This window comes from Geodermatophilus chilensis, from assembly GCF_002802985.1.
Classification (GTDB): domain Bacteria; phylum Actinomycetota; class Actinomycetes; order Mycobacteriales; family Geodermatophilaceae; genus Geodermatophilus; species Geodermatophilus chilensis.
In genome coordinates, this window is sequence record NZ_NVPT01000089.1 from 1 (window position 1) to 22,839 (window position 22,839).

The 22,839-nt window shown below is 73.5% G+C and carries 17 protein-coding genes, 2 tRNA genes and 3 pseudogenes; 8 read left to right on the forward strand and 14 right to left on the reverse strand.

The features are described from left to right. Window positions 1-91: 91 nt before the first annotated feature. The 3 genes and pseudogenes from CNO22_RS15740 to CNO22_RS15755 all read left to right on the forward strand — a co-directional run. Window positions 92-1,336 (forward strand): annotated as a pseudogene (locus tag CNO22_RS15740) (ATP-dependent DNA helicase); the annotation flags it as partial. Between the two features lie 162 nt (window positions 1,337-1,498). After that, complete coding sequence (locus CNO22_RS15745; protein ID WP_100500267.1) at window positions 1,499-1,726, forward strand: helix-turn-helix transcriptional regulator; 228 nt, start codon at window positions 1,499-1,501, stop codon at window positions 1,724-1,726. Between the two features lie 162 nt (window positions 1,727-1,888). Continuing rightward, window positions 1,889-2,947: pseudogene (locus CNO22_RS15755) on the forward strand (tyrosine-type recombinase/integrase); the annotation flags it as partial. Window positions 2,948-3,038: 91 nt separating this feature from the next. On the opposite strand, the gene CNO22_RS15760 reads toward CNO22_RS15755, so the two are convergent. The 6 genes from CNO22_RS15760 to gyrB all read right to left on the reverse strand — a co-directional run bounded on the left by CNO22_RS15760 (window position 3,039) and on the right by gyrB (window position 9,096). Then, window positions 3,039-3,114 (reverse strand) — tRNA-Ala (locus CNO22_RS15760). Window positions 3,115-3,142: 28 nt separating this feature from the next. Next, the gene (locus tag CNO22_RS28400) at window positions 3,143-3,286 is read right to left on the reverse strand and encodes a DLW-39 family protein (RefSeq protein WP_198588372.1); all 144 of its coding nucleotides are present in this window, start codon (window positions 3,284-3,286) and stop codon (window positions 3,143-3,145) included. Between the two features lie 92 nt (window positions 3,287-3,378). Next, a tRNA-Ile gene (locus CNO22_RS15765) sits at window positions 3,379-3,452 on the reverse strand. 97 nt (window positions 3,453-3,549) lie between these two features. Further along, window positions 3,550-4,320 carry a DUF3566 domain-containing protein gene (locus CNO22_RS15770; RefSeq protein ID WP_100500269.1) on the reverse strand — a complete coding sequence of 257 codons (771 nt, stop codon included), beginning with the start codon at window positions 4,318-4,320 and terminating at the stop codon, window positions 3,550-3,552. 161 nt (window positions 4,321-4,481) lie between these two features. Beyond that, window positions 4,482-6,950 carry a DNA gyrase subunit A gene (gene gyrA / locus CNO22_RS15775; protein WP_100500270.1) on the reverse strand — a complete coding sequence of 823 codons (2,469 nt, stop codon included), beginning with the start codon at window positions 6,948-6,950 and terminating at the stop codon, window positions 4,482-4,484. Between the two features lie 100 nt (window positions 6,951-7,050). After that, entirely contained in the window at window positions 7,051-9,096 is a 2,046-nt protein-coding gene (gene gyrB, locus CNO22_RS15780; RefSeq protein ID WP_100500271.1) for a DNA topoisomerase (ATP-hydrolyzing) subunit B, read from the reverse strand. Window positions 9,097-9,564: 468 nt separating this feature from the next. Between gyrB and CNO22_RS29110 the strand changes: the two are divergent. After that, a pseudogene (locus CNO22_RS29110) lies at window positions 9,565-9,840 on the forward strand (NAD(P)H-binding protein); the annotation flags it as partial. A 70-nt stretch (window positions 9,841-9,910) separates the two neighbouring features. Further along, on the forward strand, window positions 9,911-11,116 hold the full coding sequence (locus CNO22_RS15785; RefSeq protein WP_232807076.1) for an SDR family oxidoreductase: 1,206 nt from the start codon (window positions 9,911-9,913) through the stop codon (window positions 11,114-11,116). A gap of 33 nt (window positions 11,117-11,149) precedes the next feature. Here the strand turns inward: CNO22_RS15785 and CNO22_RS15790 are convergent, their stop codons facing one another. From CNO22_RS15790 to dnaA, 8 genes are all read right to left on the reverse strand, one after another. After that, a complete protein-coding gene (locus CNO22_RS15790; protein WP_232807077.1) occupies window positions 11,150-12,919 on the reverse strand; it encodes an ABC transporter ATP-binding protein in 1,770 nt (589 codons plus the stop codon). A gap of 19 nt (window positions 12,920-12,938) precedes the next feature. After that, on the reverse strand, window positions 12,939-13,832 hold the full coding sequence (locus CNO22_RS15795; RefSeq protein ID WP_100500272.1) for a hypothetical protein: 894 nt from the start codon (window positions 13,830-13,832) through the stop codon (window positions 12,939-12,941). Between the two features lie 73 nt (window positions 13,833-13,905). Continuing rightward, window positions 13,906-14,406 (reverse strand): DUF721 domain-containing protein, encoded by a 501-nt coding sequence (locus tag CNO22_RS15800; RefSeq protein WP_100500273.1) that lies wholly within the window; start codon window positions 14,404-14,406, stop codon window positions 13,906-13,908. After that, window positions 14,403-15,602, reverse strand: a complete 1,200-nt coding sequence (gene recF / locus CNO22_RS15805; protein WP_100500274.1) for a DNA replication/repair protein RecF — start codon at window positions 15,600-15,602, stop codon at window positions 14,403-14,405. Before recF ends, CNO22_RS15800 begins: the two co-directional genes overlap by 4 nt. Before the next feature lie 24 nt (window positions 15,603-15,626). Further along, on the reverse strand, window positions 15,627-16,559 hold the full coding sequence (gene gnd, locus CNO22_RS15810; protein ID WP_100500275.1) for a phosphogluconate dehydrogenase (NAD(+)-dependent, decarboxylating): 933 nt from the start codon (window positions 16,557-16,559) through the stop codon (window positions 15,627-15,629). A 117-nt stretch (window positions 16,560-16,676) separates the two neighbouring features. Next, window positions 16,677-17,837: a DNA polymerase III subunit beta gene (gene dnaN / locus CNO22_RS15815; RefSeq protein WP_100500279.1), complete on the reverse strand. Its 1,161-nt coding sequence runs from the start codon at window positions 17,835-17,837 to the stop codon at window positions 16,677-16,679. A gap of 737 nt (window positions 17,838-18,574) precedes the next feature. After that, entirely contained in the window at window positions 18,575-19,459 is an 885-nt protein-coding gene (locus tag CNO22_RS15820) for an endonuclease domain-containing protein (protein WP_100500276.1), read from the reverse strand. A 110-nt stretch (window positions 19,460-19,569) separates the two neighbouring features. Beyond that, window positions 19,570-21,324 (reverse strand): chromosomal replication initiator protein DnaA, encoded by a 1,755-nt coding sequence (gene dnaA, locus CNO22_RS15825; RefSeq protein WP_157936962.1) that lies wholly within the window; start codon window positions 21,322-21,324, stop codon window positions 19,570-19,572. 589 nt (window positions 21,325-21,913) lie between these two features. On the opposite strand from dnaA, the gene rpmH reads away from it, so the two are divergent. The 3 genes from rpmH to yidD all read left to right on the forward strand — a co-directional run. Then, window positions 21,914-22,051, forward strand: a complete 138-nt coding sequence (gene rpmH / locus CNO22_RS15830; RefSeq protein ID WP_089305879.1) for a 50S ribosomal protein L34 — start codon at window positions 21,914-21,916, stop codon at window positions 22,049-22,051. 1 nt (window position 22,052) lies between these two features. After that, entirely contained in the window at window positions 22,053-22,430 is a 378-nt protein-coding gene (rnpA, locus tag CNO22_RS15835; protein WP_100500277.1) for a ribonuclease P protein component, read from the forward strand. After that, window positions 22,427-22,839: membrane protein insertion efficiency factor YidD (gene yidD / locus CNO22_RS29115; RefSeq protein ID WP_232807078.1), on the forward strand; the 413-nt coding region annotated here is incomplete at its 3' end. The genes rnpA and yidD, both read left to right, overlap by 4 nt.

Below are 22,839 nucleotides of genomic sequence, written 5' to 3' on the forward strand. Positions count from 1 at the left end.
GCCACCGAACAGCGGCACGGGCCGGAGCCGAGGGTGCGGCAGCAGCTGCAGGCCTGGCTGCCCGGTCGGTTGACCGCCGCGGCCGATGCCACGCTGGAACGAGCACGGCGCCTGGACCCGACTCTTCCCCGGCGAGGTCGACCCGGTCACCGGCCGCATCCACACCGGGCCGACGGAGGGGACCCGGCTGCGGCTCGGGGATCTGCTGATCGTCGACGAGGCCGGCATGCTCGACCAGGACACCGCCCGGGCTCTGCTCACCGTCGCCGACAAGGCCGGGGCGCGGCTGGCGCTGCTGGGGGACCGCCACCAACTCGCCGCAGTCGGCCGCGGCGGTGTCCTGGACCTCGCCGCCGCTCAGGTCGACCCAGCCGCCTGCCTGACATTGGAGTCGGTGCACCGATTCACCCGCACCGACAGCACCGGCCAGTCGGTTCCGGACGGTGAGTACGCCGAGCTGACGTTGGCAATGCGTCGGGGTGACACCCCGGGTGCGGTGTTCGACGCCCTCCTCGCGCTCGGCCGGATCCGACTGCACCCCGACCCGGGGGCGTGGCAGGACGAACTGGCCGCGATCGCCGTCCACGACGGCCGGATGGCCGACGTCGCCGTGGTGGCGGACACCCGCCAGCAGGTCAGCGAGCTCAACGCCGTGATCCGCAACCGGCTGGTTGCCGCCGGCCGCGTCGACGACGTCCGGGTCGTGACCACGCGGGCGGGGCAGCGGATCGGCGTCGGCGACCGGATCGCCACCCGGCGCAACGACCGCAACCTCGAGGTGGCCAACCGGGACACGTGGACCGTGACCGCGGTGGGCCGGGGCGGCGGGCTGCTGGTCACCGCCGGCACGGCCACCGGTGACGTCTCCCGCGGCGATGTCACCCCGGCTGGGGCACGGGTCCGGGTGCTGCCCGCCGACTACGTCACTGAGCACGTGGAGCTGGCCTACGCCAGCACCGCGCATGGCGTGCAGGGTGACACCGTCCCCGCCGCGCACGTGGTGATCGGTGACGCGACCGGCGCCGCTTCGGCCTACGTCGGCATGACCCGCGGACGGTTGTCCAACACCGCGCACCTCGTCGCGGCCGACGTGGCCGAGGCCCGGGCACAGTGGATCGCCGTCTTCGGCCGCGACCGGGCCGACCTCGGCCCCGGCCACGCGGCCGAGCTGGCCGCTCGAGAGGCCGCCCGCGACCGCCAGGACCGGTCGCGCGACCGGACGGCAGCCGCTCCCCCGCGGCCGTCCGCGCCGGTACCGAGCGTCCCCCGGCCCGAGGCGGAGCGGCGGGGACCATCCCTCGCCCGTGGAGGCGCCGCGCCGGGCATCGGTCGATGAGCAGGGTCGCCTCCACCGGCCAGCCGCGGGCCCGGACACCGGCAACAGGAGGAGAACTGGAGAATTTCGGAAGCCATCGGTGGTCGGCTGTCACCAATCGCGCGCAAATGGTGCCTTCTCCCGTGAGGGAGCACAGCCCACCCGAGCCCACCGGAGCCAGCCATGTCCGACGATCCCGCCCGTCGCGAGCCCGAACTGCTCACCATCACCGAGGCCGCCGAGCTGCTCCGCGCTCCGGTGGCCACCCTGCGGTACTGGCGCCACCTGGGCACCGGCCCGCGCAGCTTCCGGCTCGGCCGCCGCGTCCTCTACCGCTCCGACCACCTGCGCAGCTGGATCGACGCCCAGCACGACGACCAGGTCTCCCCCTCAGCAGGTGCCCGGCGGTGACCGCCCCGACCCACGGCGCACACCGCCGTCCACAGATCGTGCCGCGGCCGTCCAGAGACGCGGGGATCGACGGCAGGCTCTCCCCCAAGACGAGCGCGCCGGTGGTAGACCTCCGCCGGCGCGGGGCTCGGCCGGGGCTCGAAGAGAGGCGGGTGATCGAAGATGGCGTCGATCGCGCGGAGGCCTGATGGCACCTACCGGCCGCGGTACCGCGACGAACACGGCAAGGAACACGCCCGCCACTTCAAGCGCAAGGTCGACGCCCAGCGATGGCTCGACGAGGTCACCGCGGCCGTGCAGACCGGCACCTACGTCGACCCCAAGCGGGCCAGGACGACCGTGGGCGAGCTGGCCCACGTCTGGCTCGCCGGGAAGATCAACCTCAAGCCCACCAGTCGTGCCCGCTACGCCGACGTCCTCAAGACCCACGTCCTGCCGCGGTGGGGGAACGTCGCGCTGATCCAGGTGACGCACGGCGACGTGCAGGCCTGGCTGTCCGAGCTCTCCGACCGGGGCCTGGCCGGGGCCTCGGTCCGCAAGGCGCAGGGCGTCCTGTCGGGCATCCTCGGCCTCGCGGTGCGCGACCGGCGCCTGGCCGTCAACCCCGCGCTCGGCGTGGCCCTGCCCCCGATGCAGGAGAAGCGCCGCCGGTACCTGACCGCCGAGCAGCTGGAGGCGCTCGCCGACGCCGCCGGGCCCGGCCGGGTCGCCGTCCTGGTGCTCGGCTACTGCGGGCTGCGCTGGTCGGAGCTGGCGGCGCTGCGGGTGCGGCACTTCGACCTGCTGCGCCGGCGGGTGCTCGTCGAGGAGGCGGTCACCGAGGTCGACGGCTCCCGCCTGGTGTGGGGCACCCCCAAGACCCACGGCCGCCGCTCGGTGCCGCTGCCGCGGTTCCTCGTCGACGAGCTCGCCCGGACGGTGGTGACCCGCCCTGCCGACGAGCTGGCCTTCCCCTCGCCGCAGGGCGCGGTGCTGCGCAACCGGAACGCCCGGTCCGCCTGGTTCGACGCCGCCGCCCGGGCCATCGCGGAGCCCGGGCTCACGCCGCACGAGCTCCGGCACACCGCGGCCTCGCTGGCGATCAAGGCCGGCGCCAACGTCAAGGCGGTGCAGCGGATGCTCGGGCACGCCTCGGCGGCCATGACCTTGGACCGCTACGCCGACCTGTTCGACGACGATCTGGACGACGTGGCCGACCGGCTGGACACGCTCCGCGCCGCGTCCCGCGGACGAGTTGCGGACTTTTTGCGGACTGAGACCCCGCCGGAGGGCTCGCCCGCGCCCCCGACGGAGGTGAATCCGCAGGTCAGACTGGTGGAGACGAGGGGAATCGAACCCCTAACCCCCGCCTTGCAAAGGCGGTGCTCTGCCAATTGAGCTACGTCCCCGGGGTGGGAGGTGGATCCTCCCGGCGGGTCAGCGGGCCGTGGGTGTGCTGACCGCCTGCGGTCCGCGGGTGGCCTCGGCCCAGAGGTCGGCCTCCGTCTTGCCGGACGAGCGCCGGCGGACGGCGGCGAGGGCGCCGGCGGCGGCGGCGGCGAGGACCAGCTTCCTCAGCACGCGGGGTACCTCCTCGAGGGGAGTCCCCCTCCTCGGAGGGGGCCGGTGGCCCGACCCCGGGAACGGGGTGGGCCGGTGGCGCCAGTACACGGTGGGCCTGGGAGGACTTGAACCTCCGGCCTCATCCTTATCAGGGATGCGCTCTAACCGCCTGAGCTACAGGCCCGTGGACCTCGACCAGCGTACCCGGCCGCGCTGCGCCGTCCGCAGGGGGGTGGTGTGAGGCCGACCGCCACGTGTCGGCACCGGAGCCGGGTCCTTCGTCAGTCGCGCTCGGAGAGGGTGACCTCGAGGCCGCCGACCAGGTCGGAGCACATGTTGTAGATGAACGCCGCAACGGTGCACAGCGCGGTCATCAGCACGATGTTGATGGCCCCGATGACCGCGGCGCCGCCGAAGACGATGCCCGGGGTGATGACCTCGCTGCGGCCGTCGCCACCGGAGGCGCTGCCGAGCTGGCCGAACAGGTCGTTGAGGGTCTCGAAGACGCCGAGGCCGGAGAGGATGCCGTAGAGCAGTCCGACGGCGACCATCCAGATGAAGAACATCGCGATCGACAGGACCAGTGAGATCTTCAGCGCGGAGAACGTGTCGATGTGCCGCAGCTGCAGCCGGGCGCGGCGCGGGCCGCGGGCGGCCTTGCCGCCGCCGCCGGAGGAGGCCTTCGCGGTGCCGGCAGCCGGCTGGGCAGCGGTGGCAGCCTGGGCGCCGGTGGCGGCCGGTGCACGGTTCGCAGCCGGTGCGCCGGTGGCGGGCTGGGCACCGGTGGCGGGCTGGGCACCGGTGGCCGGGGGGACGGCGACCGGGGGGACGGCGGCCTGGGTGCCCGACGCCGGGCCGGCCGCGGCCGGGGCGCCGCCGTCGGCGGCCACGGCCTGGGCCCGGGCGGTGTTCGCCCCGGGGATGGTCTGCGTCGATCCCACCGAGGGGGTGCCGTCGACGGCGGGCTGCTGGCCGGTCGCCGACCCCTGTGCCGGGGTGGTCTCCCCGGTCCGGGACCCGGTGCGCACCGAACCCTGCGTCCGGTCGCTCATGCGAGTCTCCCGTTCCCCAGCGGCCCTCGCCGCTGCCTCGCACCCGGCGCGCCCGGCGCGGGGCCGGGAGCGCCTGGGCGCCGGTCATGGCTCAGACGACGGAGGCGGGGCAGCCGGACCCGGGGGCCGACGACCCCGCCTCCACCGTCGTCGTCCACAGCCTAGGCGGCAGGCTCGTCGTTGTCCGTCGTACGGGCGATCGCCACGATCGACACGTCTTCCGGCAAGTTCATGAGCTTGACACCCATGGTGGCCCGGTCCTTGTTGTGCCGGACGCCGTTGACCGGGGTGCGGATGACGCCGCCGCCGGAGGTGATGGCGTAGAGCTCGTCACCCAGCTGGACCGCCAGCGCCCCGACCAGGTTGCCCTTGCGCGCCTTCGGGTCGGCGGTGAGCACGCCCTTGCCGCCGCGTCCCTGGGCCGGGTAGTTCTCGATCCCGGTCCGCTTGGCGAAGCCGCGCTCGGTGGCGACGAGGACGTCGACACCCTCCTCGACCACGATCATCGACAGCAGCGAGTCGTCCGGGGACAGCGCGATGCCGCGGACGCCCTCGGTGGCCCGGCCCATCGGCCGCAGCGTCGCGTCGTCGGCCTTGAACCGGATCGACATCGCCTTGCGGGTAACCAGCAGCAGGTCCTTGTCCGGGTCGATGAGCGCGGCGCCGACCAGCTCGTCGCCGTCGCGAAGGTTGATCGCGATGACGCCGCCGCTGCGCGGGGAGTCGAAATCGGTCAGCCGGGTCTTCTTCACCTGCCCGTTCGCCGTGGCCAGGACCAGGTACGGAGCGACGTTGTAGTCCTTGATCTGCATGACCTGGGCGATCCGCTCGTCCGGCTGGAACGCCAGGAGGTTGGCCACGTGCTGACCGCGGGCGGTGCGGTTGGCCTCCGGCAGCTCGTAGGCCTTCGCCCGGTAGACCCGGCCCTTGGTCGTGAAGAACAGGATCCAGTCGTGGGTGGAGCCCACGAAGAAGTGGTCGACGATGTCGTCCTGCTTCAGCGCCGCACCCATCACGCCCTTGCCACCGCGGCGCTGCGACCGGTAGAGGTCGCTCTTGGTCCGCTTGGCGTACCCGGTGCGGGTGATGGTGACGACGACCTCCTCCTCGGCGATGAGGTCCTCCATGGAGACGTCGCCGTCGTTCGGCACGAACTTCGTGCGCCGGTCGTCGCCGTACTTCTCCACGATCTCGGCCAGCTCGTCGTGGACGATCTGCCGCTGCCGCTCGGGCGAGTCGAGGATCGCCTGCAGGTCGGCGATGCGGGCCTCGATCTCGGCCAGCTCGTCCATGATCCGCTGCCGCTCGAGGGCGGCCAGGCGGCGCAGCTGCATGTCCAGGATCGCGGTCGCCTGGACCTCGTCGATCTCCAGCAGCTCCATCAGGCCGCTGCGCGCCGCGTCGGCGGACTCGCTGGACCGGATGAGGGCGATGACCGCGTCGAGCTGGTCGAGGGCCTTGGCCAGACCGCGCAGGATGTGCGCGCGCTCCTCGGCCTTGCGCAGCCGGTAGCGGGTCCGCCGCTGGATGACCTCGATCTGGTGCACCACGTAGTAGCGGATCAGCTCGTCGAGCCGCAGCGTCCGCGGGACGCCGTCGACGATCGAGAGCATGTTGCAGCCGAACGAGGTCTGCAGCTGGGTGTGCTTGTAGAGGTTGTTCAGCACCACCTTGGCCACGGCGTCGCGGCGCAGCGTGATGACCAGCCGGCGCCCGACGCGGTCGCTGGACTCGTCGGCGATCTCGCTGATGCCCTGCAGCCGGCCGTCCTTGACCGCCTCGGCGATCGCCTCGGCCAGGTTGTCCGGGTTGACCTGGTAGGGCAGCTCGGTGACGACCAGCTGCACCCGGCCCCTCGCGTCCTCCTCGACGGTGACGACGGCCCGCATGCGCACCGAGCCGCGGCCGGTGCGGTAGGCCTCCTCGATGCCCTCGCGGCCGACGATGAGGCCGGCGGTCGGGAAGTCGGGGCCGAGGACGCGCTGCATGCAGGCGGTGAGCGCCTCCTCCGGCTCGGCCTCCGGGTGCTCGAGCATCCAGAAGACCGCGGAGGCCACCTCGCGCAGGTTGTGCGGGGGCATGTTGGTGGCCATGCCGACGGCGATGCCGGCCGAGCCGTTGATCAGCAGGTTGGGGATGCGCCCGGGCAGGACCAGCGGCTCCTGGTTCTTGCCGTCGTAGTTGGGCTGGAAGTCGACGGTGTCCTCGTCGATGTTGGCCAGCATCTCCATGGCCAGCGGGGTCAGCCGGGCCTCGGTGTAGCGCATGGCCGCCGCCGGGTCGTTGCCGGGGGAGCCGAAGTTGCCCTGCCCGTCGATGAGCGGGTAGCGCATCGCCCAGGGCTGGGCCAGCCGCACGAGGGCGTCGTAGATCGCCGAGTCGCCGTGCGGGTGGTAGTTACCCATGACCTCCCCCACGACCCGGGCGCACTTGACGTAGCTGCGGTCGGGGCGGAAGCCCTGGTCGTACATCGCGTACAGCACGCGGCGGTGCACCGGCTTCAGGCCGTCGCGCACCTCCGGCAGCGCGCGGCCCACGATGACCGACATCGCGTAGTCGATGTAGCTGCGCTGCATCTCCTGCTGGAGGTCGACCGGCTCGACGCGGTCGCGGGCAGGGGTCTCGGTCACGGTTCAGATCTCTCCGGTTCGGTGCACAGCGGGGGGACGGAGTCGGCGCCGTCCCGGGTCCCGCCCTGAGCTTGCGAAGGGTGGGGAGGACGGGGTCCTCCTACACGTCGAGGAAGCGGACGTCCTTGGCGTTGCGGGTGATGAAGCTGCGGCGGGCCTCGACGTCCTCGCCCATGAGCACGCTGAACAGCTCGTCGGCGGTCGCGGCGTCCTCGAGGGTGACCTGCAGCAGGATCCGCGTCTCCGGGTTCATCGTGGTCTCCCACAGCTCGGTCGCGTTCATCTCGCCGAGCCCCTTGAACCGCTGGATGCCGTCGTCCTTGGGGATCCTGCGGCCGGCCTCGGCGCCGGCCTTGAGCAGCGCGTCGCGCTCGCGGTCGGAGTAGGCGTACTCGTCGCCGACCTTGCCGCCCCACTTGATCTTGTACAGCGGCGGCTGGGCCAGGTAGACGTACCCGGCCTCGACCAGCGGCCGCATGAAGCGGAACAGCAGGGTCAGCAGCAGGGTGCGGATGTGCTGGCCGTCGACGTCGGCGTCGGCCATCAGCACGATCTTGTGGTACCGCAGCTTCGACAGGTCGAACTCGTCGTGGATGCCGGTGCCGAAGGCCGTGATCATCGACTGGACCTCGGTGTTCTTCAGCACCCGATCGATGCGCGCCTTCTCGACGTTGATGATCTTGCCGCGGATCGGCAGGATCGCCTGGAACATCGAGTCGCGGCCGGACTTGGCCGAGCCGCCGGCCGAGTCGCCCTCGACGATGTAGACCTCGGAGTTGCGCGGGTCGGTCGAGCGGCAGTCGGCCAGCTTGCCCGGCAGTCCGGTGGAGTTGAGCGGGTTCTTCCGGGCCAGCTGGCGGGCCTGCTGCGCGGCCCGGCGGGCGCGCGCGGCGGAGCTGGCCTTGGTGATGATCTGCTTGGCCTCGGCCGGGTTGGCCTCGAACCAGTGCCCGATCTGCTCGTTGCAGACGCGCTGCACGAAGCCCTTGACCTCGGTGTTGCCCAGCTTGGTCTTGGTCTGTCCCTCGAACTGCGGGTCGCCCAGCTTGACCGAGACGATCGCGGCCAGGCCCTCGCGGATGTCCTCGCCGGTGAGCTTCTCGTCCTTGCTCTTGAAGAGCTTCTTCTCCTCGGCGTAGCGGTTGACGATCGAGGTCAGCGCCGCGCGGAAGCCCTCCTCGTGGGTGCCGCCCTCGTGGGTGTTGATGATGTTGGCGAAGGTGTGCACCGACTCGGAGTAGGCCTCCGACCACTGCATCGCGACGTCCACCGACATCGCCGTGTCGTTCTTGCCGGTGCCGTCGGCGGAGAAGCCGATGACCGAGCGGTGGATCGGGGTCTTGGTCCGGTTGATGTGGGCGACGTAGTCCCGCAGGCCGCCCTCGTAGAAGTAGGTGACCTCGGTGGGCTCGAACGCCGGCTCCTCGGCCGTCGCGGCCGGGGCCTCCTCGGCGAGCGAGATCTCCTCGGCCATCCCGGTCTCGACCTTGCCGTGCCCGGGACGCTCGTCGCGCAGCACGATCTTCAGGCCGGCGTTGAGGAAGGCCATCTCCTGCAGGCGACGGCTGATCGTGTCGAACGAGTAGGACGTCGTCTCGAAGATGTTGGGGTCGGCCCAGAAGGTGATCTGGGTGCCGCGCTTGGTCGTCGGGCCGATCTTCTGCAGCGGGGAGGGCTTGGCCTCGACGTAGTGCTGGTGCCACTCGGTGCCGTCGCGCCAGATGCGCACGTCGAGCTGCGTGGACAGCGCGTTGACGACGGTGACGCCGACGCCGTGCAGGCCGCCGGAGACGCCGTAGCTCTTGCCGTCGAACTTGCCGCCCGCGTGCAGGATGGTCATGACGACCTCGACGGTCGGCCGCTTCTCCACCGGGTGCATGTCGACCGGGATGCCGCGGCCGTTGTCCTCCACCCGCACGCCACCGTCGGGGAGCAGGGTGACCCGGACGGTGTCGCAGTAGCCGGCCAGGGACTCGTCGACTGCGTTGTCGACGACCTCCCACACCATGTGGTGCAGGCCCCGCTCACCGGTCGAGCCGATGTACATGCCGGGGCGCTTGCGGACCGCCTCGAGACCCTCGAGGACGGTGATGGAGCTGCCGGAGTAGGCGTTCTCCTGGGCGTCGGTCTTCGGTCGAGCGACCACGTGGGGCCCTTCTGTCGCGCACCCGGCGATGGGCGCCCCGACCGCGGGCAGGGGCGCAGAACGGCTCTCAGCCGGATGCTGGCGGTTTCTGCCCTCCACGATACCGGGTGGGACGACAGGAATGCCGTCGTCCCGGCCCTCACGCCGTGTCTGCGCCACTCGCAGCACGCCTGCCACCACCGGTGTTGCCCCCGGGCCGACACGCCGTCCCCGGGCCGCCTGGTGGCTCCGTCCCGGGTCCCGCCCCGAGCGGAGCGATGGGAGGGCAGGACGGCGGCCCCCTGAAGGGTCCTTCTACGAGTGGCGGGGGGTCGGGGGCAGCGGTGGTGTCGGCCATGGGAGACCCCTCGCTCGACCGGTACCGGTGGGTGCGACCGCCGTCGGCCGTCGGGACGTGCGCCCAGGGTGGCGGTACGGCAGCAGCCCGCGCCCCGGGCGCGCACCGCGTCCACGGCCGACACTCGGGACATGGCCGAGGCCGATGGCAGCCCTCCTCCCGCCCAGTCGACACCGGTGACCTGTCTCGTCACCGGGGCGACCGGCTACATCGGGGGGCGGCTCGTGCCCGAGCTGCTCACCGCCGGGCACCGGGTGCGGGTGATGACCCGCTCGCCCGAGCGGCTGCGCGACCACCCGTGGGCGGGGCAGGTGGAGATCGTCCGCGCCGACGCCGGGAGCGCCGAGGCGGTCGCGGCGGCCTGCGCAGGGGTCGACGTCGTCTACTACCTGATCCACGCCCTGGGCACCGGTCCGCAGTTCGAGGAGACCGACCGGCGGACGGCGCGGGTGATGGCGCGCGGCACAGGAGGCCGGCGTGGGCCGGCTGGTCTACCTCGGCGGCCTGGAGCCGGACGGCGAGGAGCTCTCCCCGCACCTGCGCTCGCGGGCCGAGGTCGCCGAGATCCTGCTCGGCTCCGGCGTCCCGACCGCCGTCCTGCGAGCCGCAGTGGTGTTGGGCTCGGGGTCGGCGTCCTTCGAGATGCTGCGCTACCTGACCGAGCGGCTGCCGGTGATGGTCACGCCGCGGTGGGTGCACAGCCGGATCCAGCCGATCGCCATCCGCGACGTGCTGCGCTACCTGGTCGGCTGCGCGACGCTGCCGGCCGACGTGCACCGGTGCTTCGACATCGGCGGCCCCGACGTCATGACCTACCTGGAGATGATGCGGCGCTTCGCGGCCGTGGCCGGGCTGCCCAAGCGGCGGATCCTGCCCGTCCCCGTGCTGAGCCCCGGGCTGTCCAGCCACTGGGTCGGCGTCGTCACCCCCGTGCCGGCGTCGATCGCCCGCCCGCTGGTCGAGTCGTTGCGCAACACCGTCGTCTGCTCCGAGCACGACATCGCGCGGTACGTCCCGGACCCGCCGGAGGGGCTGCTGGGCTTCGACGAGGCGGCGCGGATGGCGATCCAGCGGGTGAGGGACCGGACCGTGGCCACCCGCTGGTCGTCGGCGTCCACCCCCGGCGCGCCGTCGGACCCGCTGTCCACCGACCCCGACTGGGCCGGCGGGACCCTCTACCTCGACGAGAAGACCCGGGAGACCGACGCGTCACCGGAGGCGCTGTGGCGGGTGGTCGAGGGCATCGGCGGAGAGACCGGCTGGTACTCGTTCCCGCTGGCCTGGGAGGTGCGCGGCTGGCTGGACCGGGCGGTGGGCGGGGTGGGCCTGCGGCGGGGACGGCGGTCGCCGTCGGACCTCTACGTCGGCGACGCCCTGGACTTCTGGCGGGTCGAGGAGCTCGAGGAGGGCCGGCTGCTGCGGCTGCGCGCCGAGATGCGGCTGCCCGGGTTGGCCTGGCTGGAGTTCCACGTGGAACAGGGCAGTGCCGGCGACCCACCCGCCCGCACCCGGCTGCGGCAGAAGGCGACGTTCAAGCCGAGCGGGCTCTTCGGCCACCTGTACTGGCGCGTGCTGGTGCCCGTCCACGGCCCGATCTTCGGCGGGATGGTGCGCAACATCTGCCGCGCCGCGGAGGAGGGGACCGCGGCCGCGGTGGGAGAGAGACGCGCCCACGCCGCGTAGCGGCGATTTCCGCGGAAAACGCCGCTACCCCGTTCAGACCAGCAGCTGCGCGGCGGCGAGCTCGCGGTAGAGGGGGCTGGTCTCCACGAGCTCCTCGTGGGTGCCACCGGCGACCACCTGCCCGGCGTCCAGGACGACGATCCGGTCGCTGTCGAGCACGGTCGACAGCCGGTGCGCGACCACCAGGAGTGCCCGGTCGGCGGCCGCGGCGGCCAGGGTGTCGCGCAGCAGCGCCTCGTTGCGGGCGTCGAGGCTGGCGGTCGGCTCGTCGAGCAGCAGCAGCGCCGGGCGGGCCAGCAGCGACCGCGCGATCGCCAGCCGCTGCCGCTCACCGCCGGACAGCAGCACGCCGTCGTCCCCCACCGGGACGTCCAGCCCGCGGGGCGAGCGCTGCACCACCGCGGTGAGCCCGACGTCGGCCAGCACCGCCCACAGCTCGGGGTCGGTCGCGTGCGGCGCGGCGAGCAGCAGGTTGTCGCGCACCGACCCGGCCAGCACCGGTGCCTCCTGCTCGACGTAGCCCAGCCGGGCGCGCAGGCCGGCCCGCGGCAGGTCGCGGACGTCGGTCCCGGCCCACCGCACCGCCCCGCCGGTCAGCGGGTAGAAGCCCTCGACCAGCGCGAGCACCGTGGACTTGCCCGCCCCCGACGGCCCGACCAGCGCCACCCGGCTGCCGGCGGGCACGGTGAGCGAGATCCCGCGGAGCACCTCCGGGCCGTCCGGGTAGCGGAACGAGACGTCGTCCAGCTCGAGCAGCGGGACGTCCGGCGCCGGCGGCGACGCGGGGACGGCGACGACCGCCCCTCCCCGCTCGGGCCGCGCGTCGTCCTCGGGGTCGAGGGCGAGCACCTCCCGCACCCGCGCCAGCGCACCCAGCCCGGTCTGCAGCTGGGTCCACGCACCGATCGCCTGGCCCAGCGGCATGACCAGCAGGAACAGGTAGAGGATGAACGCGACCAGGTCGGCGACGGCGATCGAGCCGGTCGCCACCCGGTAGCCGCCCAGGCCGAGGACGGCGAGGAACGCGCCCTGCACGGCGATCGAGCCCGCCGGGCTGACCAGCGCCTCCAGCCGCGCCACCCGCACACCGGCGTCGTACGCCCGGCCGGCGCCGGCCGCGACGACGTCCACCTCCCGCGCGGTCGCGCCGCTGGCCCGGATGGTGCGCACCGCCGAGAGCGCCCGCTCCACCGCGGCGGTCATCGCGCCGACCTCCTCCTGCGCCTGCTGCGAGAGCCGCCGCACACCGCGGGCGACCGAGACGACGACCGCCAGGCCGGCGGCGACCGCCGCCACGGTGACCAGCAGCAGCCAGCCGTCGACCAGCGCCATCGCCACGATCGCGCCGACCGCCACGACCGCGGAGCCGGCGACCTCGACGACCCCGGAGGTCACCGTGGCGCGCAGCAGGGTGGTGTCCGCACCGACCCGCGACATCAGGTCGCCGGTGCGGCGCCGGTCGTACTCGGCGACCGGCAGCCGCAGCAGGCGGTCGGCCAGCAGCCGCCGCGTCGAGAGGACGACGCCCTCGGCGGTGCGCTGCAGCAGGTACTGCTGCACCGCACTCAGCGCGGAGGCCGCCACCAGGACGACCACGAGCAGGCCGACGGCGGGCAGCAGGTCCCGGCCCGCACCGACCGCCTCGATGACCCGCGCGACCAGCGCCGGCTGGGCCAGCGCCCCGGCGGCGGCGACCAGCGACAGGACGGCGGCGACCGCCAGCGGGCGCCGGTGCGGACGCAGCAGCGGCAGCAGCTCGCGCAGCGTCGCCGGGGGCGCGGCCTCCGCGGGCGTGGCGCTCACCGGGGGCCGGACGCCGGGCTCAGAGGGCGGGGGCGAGGGCGCTGACCAGCGCGGTCAGCAGCCGCGCGTGGTGCTCGATCAGCTGCGGCCGGTGCCCGTCGGGTCGGATCGCCGCCAGGTGACCCGCGGCCGTCCAGAACTCGTCGCCGTCGTCGGTGCCCAGCAGCAGCCCGCGCACCGTGGCGTCGCCGACCAGCGCGCGGGCGACCGGGCCGTCCTCGGCGGCGAGCAGCACCCAACGGGTGTCGAAGGCCGGGTCGCCGCTGGGGACCTGCACCAGCCCCCCGGTGCGGTGCTTCCAGAAACGGGCCGGCGACAGGCGCAGCGGCGGGAGGGCGCCGAGCACCGGCGCGGCGGTGACCGCGTACTCCGGGACGGCGTAGCGCCCGGAGGCGAAGAGGACGTCGAACGCGACCAGTTCGAGCGTGCCGTAGCGGCCTCGCATGACACCCGCCGGCCGGTGGTCCCTGGTGGCGCGCACCGGGGCGGTGCGCACCAGCTCGGCGAGGACGGCGTCCTCCGGCGCGGTGCCGTCGGAGATCGTCCAGCCCTGCTGGACCGCCCAGCCCTGCGCGCCGACCGGGTCGCCCTGGTAGGCGAAGACCTGCTCGAGCTCACTGGGCTGCCGAGGCCGCCGGGGGCCGAAGAGGCCGCCAGGGGCGGGCGGCTGCCCGGCGGTCTGGGGCCCAGCCGGGGGGTACTGGGCCGGACGGTCGGGCGCGGCGGGCGGCAGGTCCCAGCCCGGCGGCTGCCAGGCGGTGCTGCCACCCGGGCGGTCCGCGGGCGGCTGCTCGGCGGGCGGCTGCTCCGCGCCGGACCGGTCGCCATCCCCGCCGAGGTGGCCGGGCTCGCGCCAGCCGCTGCCCTCGTCGGGCCGCTCGTCGAAACCGTCGCGATCGCGCGGGCTGCTCATCGCTGCATCGCCTCCGTGTGCCCCGTGTCCATGTGCACCGTCCTCCCGGAGCCCCCGCGCTCGGCGAGCGCTCCTATCCGTACGTGTCCCGCGGCCCGCGGCCGCGGACCGAGCGGGGGCCCTTCTTCCAGCTCGGGGCCGTCGGACCGACAACGCGCAGCCGGGTCACGACGTCCCCGCCGACCGAGGCACGCAGCCTCCCGAGGATCGTCGGCGCCAGCAGCCGCAGCTGGGTGGCCCACGCGGTGGACTCCGCGACCACCAGCAGCTCGCCCTCGGTGAGCGTCTGCGGCGCGCAGTGGGCGGCGATCTCCGGGCCGACCAGCGCCGACCAGCGGCCGAAGACCGCGCCCACCTTCGTGTGCTCGGTCCAGTCCTGGGTCTTCACCAGGTTGTCGACCAGCCGGCCCAGCGGCTGCGGGTCGTCGTCCCCCGGCCGGGGGCCGCTCCAGGTGCGCTTGGGGCCGGCGATCCGCCGCCGGGTGGGGCGGGGGCGGGACGCCGACGCCGCGCGCGCGGCCTCCAGCGCCGCGCGGGCGATGTCGCTCGGCCGCGCCGGCCGCTCCTCGCTCATGGGACCTCCTCCCGCACCGCGCCGTCCTCGGCATCCTCCTCGGCGGAGCCGTCGCCGAGCGGTACCGCCTGTCCGCCGGCGACCTGCACCACCGTGCTGCGCAGCTCCGGCGGGACGTCGTCGAGCACCGCCGCGGTCACCAGGGCCTGCTCCGCGGAGCGCGCGACGGCCGCCAGCGCCGCGCGGCGGTCGGTGTCGAGGGTGGCGAAGACGTCGTCGAGCACGAGGATCGGCTCGTCGCCGTCGGCCCGCAGCAGCGCGAAGCAGCCCAGCTTCAGCGCCAGGGCCAGCGACCAGGACTCCCCGTGGCTGGCGAAGCCCTTCGCCGGCAGCGAGCCCAGCGAGATGACCAGGTCGTCGCGGTGCGGGCCGACCAGCGTCATGCCGCGGTCGACCTCGTCGTTGCGCCGCTCGGCCACCCGCTCGCGCAGCGCGGCGGAGAGCTCGTCGGCCGTGGGCGGCGTCGTGCCCGGCTGGACCGGCGTCCCGTCCCCGGCGAGCGGAACCGTGCTGGCGTAGCCCAGCGCGGCGACGGCGGCGTCCGCGCCGGCGACCCCGGCGTAGGCGTGCGCCACGTGCGGGGCCAGGTCGGCGACCAGCCGCAGCCGCGCGGCGAGCAGCTGCCCGCCGAGGTCGACCAGGTGCCCGTCCCAGACGTCGAGCGTGGCCAGGGCGTTGCCGCGCGCCATCCGCGCGGTCTTGAGCAGGGCGTTGCGCTGCTTGAGCACCCGGTCGAAGTCGCTGCGCACGCCGGCCAGCCGCGGGGTGCGGCTGACCAGCAGGTCGTCGAGGAACCGCCGCCGCTCGGCGGGGTCCCCGCGGACCAGCACCAGGTCCTCCGGCGCGAACAGCACGGACTTCACCAGGCCGAGCAGCTCGCGAGGCCGCGGCAGCGGCGCCCGGTTGACCCGCACCCGGTTGGCCCTGCCCGGGTTGATCTCGATCTCGACCAGCAGCTCGCGGTCCTCGCGGCGCAGCGCCGCGCGGACCACCGCCTGGGACGCGCCCTGCCGCACCAGCGGGGCGTCGCCCGCGACCCGGTGGCTGCCCATGGTGGCCAGGTAGCCGACCGCCTCGACCAGGTTGGTCTTGCCCTCGCCGTTGCGGCCGACGAAGACCGTCGGCCCCGGGCGCAGGGCCAGGTCCACCCGGTCCCAGTTGCGGAACGAGCCCAGCTGGAGGTGTCGCAGGTACACCTCAGCCCCGACCCAGCAGCGCGGTCATGCGGGGCGCTCGGCCTCCCGATCGCGGACGGCCTGCACGGCGTGGCCACCGAACTGCTGGCGCAGCGCGGCGACGGCCTTCATCGTCGGCGAGTCCTCCTGCCGGGAGGCGAAGCGGGCGAACAGCGACGCCGAGATGGCCGGCATGGGGACGGCGTTCTCGATGGCCTGCTCGACGGTCCAGCGGCCCTCGCCGGAGTCCTCGGCGTAGCCGCTGATCTTGTCGAGCGCCGGGTCCTCCTCGAGCGCGCGCACCAGCAGGTCCAGCAGCCAGGAGCGGATGACGGTGCCCTGCGTCCAGGACTTCACGACACCGGGGACGTCCTCGATGAGGTCGACGGCGGCGAGCAGCTCGTAGCCCTCGCCGTAGGCCTGCATCATCGCGTACTCGATGCCGTTGTGGACCATCTTGGAGAAGTGCCCGGCACCCACCGGCCCGGCGTGCACGAAGCCCGCGCCCGGGAGCTCCTGACCGGACTCGTCCTTCGGCGCCGGCGGCTTGAGCGCGTCGAACACCGGCTGCACCTTGGCGACGTCCTCCTGGGCGCCGCCGACCATCAGCGCGTAGCCGTTCTCCAGGCCCCACACCCCCCCGGAGACGCCGGCGTCGATGTAGCCGATGCCCTTCTCGCGGCACATCACGTCGTGGATCTGGTCGTCGGTGAACTTGGAGTTGCCGCCGTCGACGATCACGTCACCGGGGCTGAGCACGTCGGCGAGCTCCTTGACGGTGGCCCGGGTGGGCTCACCCGCCGGGACCATGACCCACACGACGCGCGGTGCGGTCAGCGCCTCGACCAGTGCCGGCAGGCTGTCGACGTCCCGCTTCCCGGGAGCGCGGTCGTACCCGACGACCTCGTGGCCGGCGCGGCGCAGTCGCTCGGCCATGTTGCCGCCCATCTTGCCCAGCCCGATCAGCCCCAGCTGCACGACGCAGTCCTCTCCTCGCAGTAGAAGGACCCTCCTGCCCCCCACCGCTCGCATGCTCGCGGCGGGACCCTGCAGGAGGGCCGGCCTCGGCACCGGCCGGGGCACACGGGTGATTCTTCAGCCCGGCAGACGCACCGGCATGATCAGGTACCGGTAGCTGCCCGGCCGCTCGGCCGGCCGGGAGGCCGCCTCGTCGTCGGTCGCCGGCTCGGGCACCCCCGAGAGGACGGCGGGCTTCAGCGGGCTGGTGAAGTCCATCCGCGCCCGCGGCGTGTGCACCGCGGCCAGCCCGTCGAGCAGGAACGTCGGGTTGAAGCCGATGGTCAGCGGCTCGCCCTCGAACTCGACGTCGCAGCGCTCCTCGGCCTGCCCCTCGTCGTCGGTGCCACCGGCGCGCAGGGTGACCTGACCGGGGGTGAACTCGCAGCGCAGCGGCGTGCCCCGCTCGGCGACCAGCGCGACGCGCTTGGCGGCGTCGGTGAACAGCCCGACCGGCAGCGTGGCGTTGCTCGCCGACTCGTTGGGCATGATCGCGCGGTACTTGACGAACTCGGCGTCGAGCAGCCGGGTGGTGGTCTGCCGGTCCTTGCCGGAGAGGCCGAGGATGCCCTCGCCGGAGCCGCCCGAGGACAGCGACAGGGTGATCTCCGGACCGCTGGTCAGCGTCTTCGCCGCGTCGGCCAGCGTGCGAGCGGGCACCAGCACCGCCGCGGTCAGGCCGGGGGTGTCCGGCCGCCAGGCGAACTCGCGGACGGCGAGGCGGTAGCGGTCGGTCGCGGCCAGCGTCACCAGGTCGTCCTCGATCTCCAGGCGGACGCCGGTGAGCATCGGGAGGGTGTCGTCGCGCCCGGCGGCCACGGCCACCTGGCCGACGGCCTCGGCGAAGACGTCGCTGTCGACCACACCGGCCGACGACGGCATGGACGGCAGGGACGGGTAGTCCTCGACCGGCAGCGTCGGCAGGCTGAAGCGCGCGTTGCCACACGCGATCGACAGGCGCGGGCCCTCGGCGGTCAGGTCGACCGGGTGCGGCGGGAGCGCGCGGGTGATCTCGGCGAGCAGCCGGCCGGGCACGAGCACCCGGCCGCTCTCGGTGGCCTGCACGTCGACCTCGGCGCGGGCGGAGACCTCGTAGTCGAAGCCGGACACCGACAACTGGCTGCCGTCGACCTCGAGCAGGATCCCGGCCAGCACCGGCACCGACGGCCGTGGCGGCAGGCTGCGTGCCGTCCAGGCGACGGCATCGGCGAGCACCTCACGTGCCACCCGGAACTTCATGACCTGATCCACCCCAGCTGTCGTCGGTGTCCTTCGGTGCGGTGCTCATCGTGCCCTCTGGGAGGGACAACGAGGTAACCGCTCTCCTCGATCAGGTCACTCGCAGCGCAGCTTCCCCACCCAGAGTGTGGTTCGAGAAAGCCTCGATCTATATCCCTCATCTTCGTCATCACTGGTGTGGAACCTGGGGACCGAGGCCGTCTGCGCAGGTCAGGGCCATTGTCGACTTGTTGGCCCGCTGTGGGTGGATCGGCGGACTCCTGTGTCGACACGTGGACATCTCGACGGTCACCCACACCGGCCGCCGTCTCTCCACGTCCTGTCCCCCGCTTCCCCCACCGTCCGTCCCCAGTCCGTACCCAGGTGCGGGCACCCGGCGTCGCGGCGACCGGCGCACGACGCCCCCTCCAGGGGTGAACCCGCAGGTCAGGACGTCGACGAGCGGGGATCCCCAGGCGTGGACAGAGCGGTGGGCAGACTGGTCGGTCGTGACCGCTCGTGACCGCGTGAGGAGAGATCTCCCCAACCTGTGCACATCGCTGGGGACAACTCGTCGACCAGTCGACCCGGGTCACCGGTACGAGTGACCTGCTCACCACGCCCCTCGCGGGGACGCCGACCACAGGGAGACCCACAGCGCTGTGGACAGAGCCCCGGCCGGCTCCACGTGGAACACCGCGCCCGGGTCCCGGGGGTGGGCTGCTGGCGGTTTCCGCGGAAATCGCCGGAAGACCCGGTCAGTCGGAGCGGGGGACGACGCCCAGCGCCTCCCCGATCCGTCGGACGACGTCGTCCATGGACCGCAGATCCGCGGCGGAGAGCCGGACCACCGTCCAGCCGGCGGCGACGAGACGCCCGAGCCGGACGTCGTCCCGCGCGATCTGCAGGCCGTCGAAGTGGTGCTCGCCCTCGTACTCCACCACCACCCTCGCCTCGGGCCAGGCCAGATCCACGCGCGCAAGCCAGGTGCCGTCGTCGACGACGTCGAATTGCGGAACGGGTGCCGGCAGGCCGCCCAGTGCGCACGCCACGCGGACCCAGGACTCCGGCGGGGACTCGCTGCGGACGTCGACGAGGTCGAGGGCGCGCCGCACCCGCTGCCGCCCCCATCGGCCGGCGCTCCCGGCGAGCAGACCGGTCAGCTGGGACTCGCCGAGCAGGCCGTGGCGGAGCATCGCGTCGAGCACGCCGACGGCCGTGGGGAGGGTCTCGAGCACCGCGAGGTCCCAGGCCGTCCGCAGTGGCGAGGTGATCGGGAGGTCTTCGCTCAATCGGACGACCTCCCGTCCACCGAGGTCGGTGCGGTGGACACGGACGCCCCTGGGGCCGGTCCACTTCAGCGGCGGCGGGAGGACGACGGTCACCGGGTCGCCGTAGGACGGCGCGGGCCCTCCCAGCAGAGCCGCCGCTGACCTCCCGCCCAAGGCGGCGCCCTCCGGCATCAGCAGCGAGGTGGCCCGGCAGCGCAGCAGGTGGTCACGCGGCAGCGACGGGTCGGCGTAGACGCCGTGGAGGACGCGGACGTAGGGGCCCTCGCGGAGTTGCCGACGTGTCAGCCAGCCCTCGGCGACGGCGTGCGCGCCGACGAAGACGCCGTGGAGTCCCGTGGATCGCAGGAGCATCCGCGGATGGTCGCCGAACCCGAACCTGCACCGCGGGAGTTGTCCACAGGTGTGGTCAGCCGCCCTCCGTCTCCGGCGATTTCCGCGGAAATGGCCGGAGGGGACGGGACTCAGGAGCGCGCGCGGCTCTTGATCCTCGCCGTGAGCTCGGTGACCTGCGTGTACGTCGCCCGGCGCTCGCTCATCAGGTTGGTGATCTTCTTGACGGCGTGCATGACCGTGGTGTGGTCCTTGCCGCCGAAGGAGGCCCCGATCCGGGGCAGGGACAGCTCGGTGAGCTCCCGGCACAGGTACATGGCGATCTGGCGGGCGTTGACCAGCGTGCGGCTGCGGTTGGAGCCCTGCAGCTCCTCCATCGTCACCGAGAAGTACTCGGCGGTGGCGGCCATGATGATCGCCGCAGTGATCTGCGGGCCCTGCTCGTCGCTGATCAGGTCCTTGAGCACGAGCTCGGCCAGCGGCAGGTCGACCTGCTGCTTGTTCAGCGACGCGAACGCGGTGACCCGGATCAGCGCCCCCTCGAGCTCGCGGATGTTGGTCTGCACCTTGCTGGCGATGAACTCCAGCACCGGGTCGGGCACCTGCAGCCGCTCGCCGTAGGCCTTCTTGCGCAGGATCGCGATGCGGGTCTCCAGGTCCGGCGCCTGGACGTCGGTGATCAGCCCCCACTCGAACCGCGTGCGCAGCCGGTCCTCGAGCGTCGTCAGCTTCTTCGGCGCCCGGTCGGAGGTGATGACGATCTGCTTGCTGGCGTTGTGCAGCGTGTTGAACGTGTGGAAGAACTCCTCCTGCGTCCGCTCGGCGCGCTCCAGGAACTGGATGTCGTCGATGAGCAGGAAGTCGATGTCCCGGTAGCGCCGGCGGAAGTCCTCGGCCCGGCCGGAGTGCACCAGGTTGATGAACTCGTTGGTGAACTCCTCGGTGCTCACGTAGCGCACCCGGACGTTGGGGAACATCCGCGCCGCGTAGTGGCCGATGGCGTGCAGCAGGTGGGTCTTGCCCAGCCCGGAGTCGCCGTAGATGAACAGCGGGTTGTAGGCCCGCGCCGGCGCCTCGGCGACCGCGACGGCCGCGGCGTGGGCGAACCGGTTGCTGTTGCCGATGACGAAACTGTCGAAGACGTACTTCGCATTCAGGCCCGGGTCCTGCGCACCGGCCGGGGCCCGGCGGTCGCCGAACAGCGGGACGGCGTCCCCGCCGCCGCGGGACCCGCCCCGCCGTCCGCGGGACGACGGCGCGGGCGGCTCCGGGGCGTCCCCGGTGTCGAGGTCGAACGGGAGCACGGCCACGCCGTCCTCGTCGAGGTCGGTGCCGCCCCAGTCGCGGTCGGCGGCGCGGGTGCCGCGGCCGGCCGGGCGCCGGACCGGCGGGCTCCAGTCGGTGGGGGCCCACTCCTCGGCGTCGCGCTCGGCCGGGCGGGTGTCAGGTGAGCTCGCGCCGTCGTCCTCCCACGCGGGCCGGACGTCGGCACGCACGCCGAAGGCGCTGCGCCCGTCGTCGGTGCGGTCGCGGGTCTCGCGGTCCTCCTCGGCGCGCTGCGCCTCGACCACCGACCAGGGACGGCGCGTCGGCACCTCGGGCGCGGGCACGGCCGGCGGCCCGGCCGGGCTGTCCTCCACCTGGACGGCGACGCGGATGTCGCGGCCGAGGTGCTCCGACAGGGCCTCGGCCAGTATCCGGCGCATCCGGGACTCGAGCACGGTCTGGGTGAACTCGTTGGGCGCCGACAGCACCGCGGTGTCCTCGAAGACGCCGACCGGGCGGGTGAGGTTCAGCATCGCGTTCTGCTGCGGGGACAGGCTGGTCGCCAGCCGCTCGCGGATCTGGTCCCAGACCGTCGCCAGGTCAACCGTGGCATCGGCCATGGCCCTCGTCCTCCCAGGTTGTGCGTGTGTCGTCAGCCCCCGCCGCGCCGCCCGTCGCCGGTTCCGTCGTCCCCGGGTAGGTCCCCACTGTGGACATCCGGACACACGCAGTCCACACCGGTGTCCACAGGCTGTGCACGATCGGCGACGCATGCGCACCGGCTCCCGTGTGTCCTGCCGGGCTGGGGCATCGCCGCTGGTCAGGGGCGAGTCGTCGCAGTCCTCCGGAGTGCGTGGTGGTCGGGCGACACCAGCGGGGCAGCCCCTGCGCCGGACGTCGGTGTCCGGTGTGGAGCGACGGCGACGCTAACAGCCCCGTCCACAGCCCGGCAACGAGCCCGGGGCGCCGCTCCGGCGCGCCGCAGGGCGTGTCGCGGGCCCGTCCGCGGCGCGGCACCGCCGGTCCCGTCCGACGATGGGGGAGCCTGGGCAGTCGGCGTCCGGCCGGGCACCCGGTCCCCGCGCTCCCTCGGCTATGCTGGCGGGAGATCCGTGGACGGGGAGCCGGCTCCCGCCGTGTGCCCGTCCCTGCCGCGCGCCCGCCTCCCGGTGGGCGCGCCCCGTCGATGTCGTGTAGTGGGAGTACCTCGTGAGCAAGCGCACGTTCCAGCCGAACAACCGCCGCCGGTCCAAGACCCACGGCTTCCGGCTGCGGATGCGCACCCGCGCGGGCCGGGCGATCATCGCCGGCCGTCGGCGCAAGGGTCGCGAGAAGCTCTCCGCCTGAGGTGCTGCCCGCGCAGGCACGCCTGCGCCGGCGTCCGGAGTTCACCGCGGTCGTCCGGTCCGGCAGGCGTGCCGGACGGCCGACCATGGTGCTCCACTATCTCCCCGAACGGCCCGTGACCCCGACCCCCGGCGACGCCGGGACGGTCGGTGGTCCACGGGCCGGCTTCGTGGTGGGCAGGGCCGTGGGCAACTCGGTCGTCCGGCACCGTGTCACCCGGCGGTTGCGGGCCGTGGTGCGCGACCAGCTCGACCGCCTGCCTCCCACCGCGGACCTGGTGGTCCGCGCCCGGCCGGAGGCGGCCACTGCGAGCTCGGCGGACCTGCGCCGCGACCTGACCGCCGGCCTGGACCGCGTCCTCCGGGTCCGCACCCCGTGACCGCCGACCCGCGGGCCCCCCGCGACGGACGAGGGCCGCTCGCCCGGGCGCTGCTGGCCGTCGTCGGCTTCTACCAGCGGGCGATCAGCCCGGCGTTCCCCCCGCGGTGCCGCTTCCAGCCCACCTGCAGCGCCTACGCCGCCGAGGCGATCGCCGTCCACGGCGCGGGGCGCGGGAGCTGGCTGGCCCTGCGACGGCTGCTCAAGTGGTGTCTCTTATACACCTCTGACGCGGCCGCCGCATCCTTACGTGTAGATCTGCCGGGTGGCCGCACCATCAGACAGACACTAACTCGCCACCTACTACCTGCGAACAACAGCACCAACCCCAACCACAGCTCGCAGACCCGTCCAACCACGCTCCAGACAAACTCACACTCTATGCGTCAACATTACACCCCACTCTACAA

Bases quoted from the DNA above. Each gene is read 5' to 3' on its own strand.
- CNO22_RS15745 (WP_100500267.1), top strand. From the start codon at position 1,499: ATGTCCGACGATCCCGCCCGTCGCGAGCCCGAACTGCTCACCATCACC.
- CNO22_RS15770 (WP_100500269.1), bottom strand. From the start codon at position 4,320: ATGAGCGACCGGACGCAGGGTTCGGTGCGCACCGGGTCCCGGACCGGG.
- CNO22_RS15795 (WP_100500272.1), bottom strand. From the start codon at position 13,832: ATGAGCAGCCCGCGCGATCGCGACGGTTTCGACGAGCGGCCCGACGAG.
- CNO22_RS15800 (WP_100500273.1), bottom strand. From the start codon at position 14,406: ATGAGCGAGGAGCGGCCGGCGCGGCCGAGCGACATCGCCCGCGCGGCG.
- dnaN (WP_100500279.1), bottom strand. From the start codon at position 17,837: ATGAAGTTCCGGGTGGCACGTGAGGTGCTCGCCGATGCCGTCGCCTGG.
- CNO22_RS15820 (WP_100500276.1), bottom strand. From the start codon at position 19,459: ATGCTCCTGCGATCCACGGGACTCCACGGCGTCTTCGTCGGCGCGCAC.
- dnaA (WP_157936962.1), bottom strand. From the start codon at position 21,324: ATGGCCGATGCCACGGTTGACCTGGCGACGGTCTGGGACCAGATCCGC.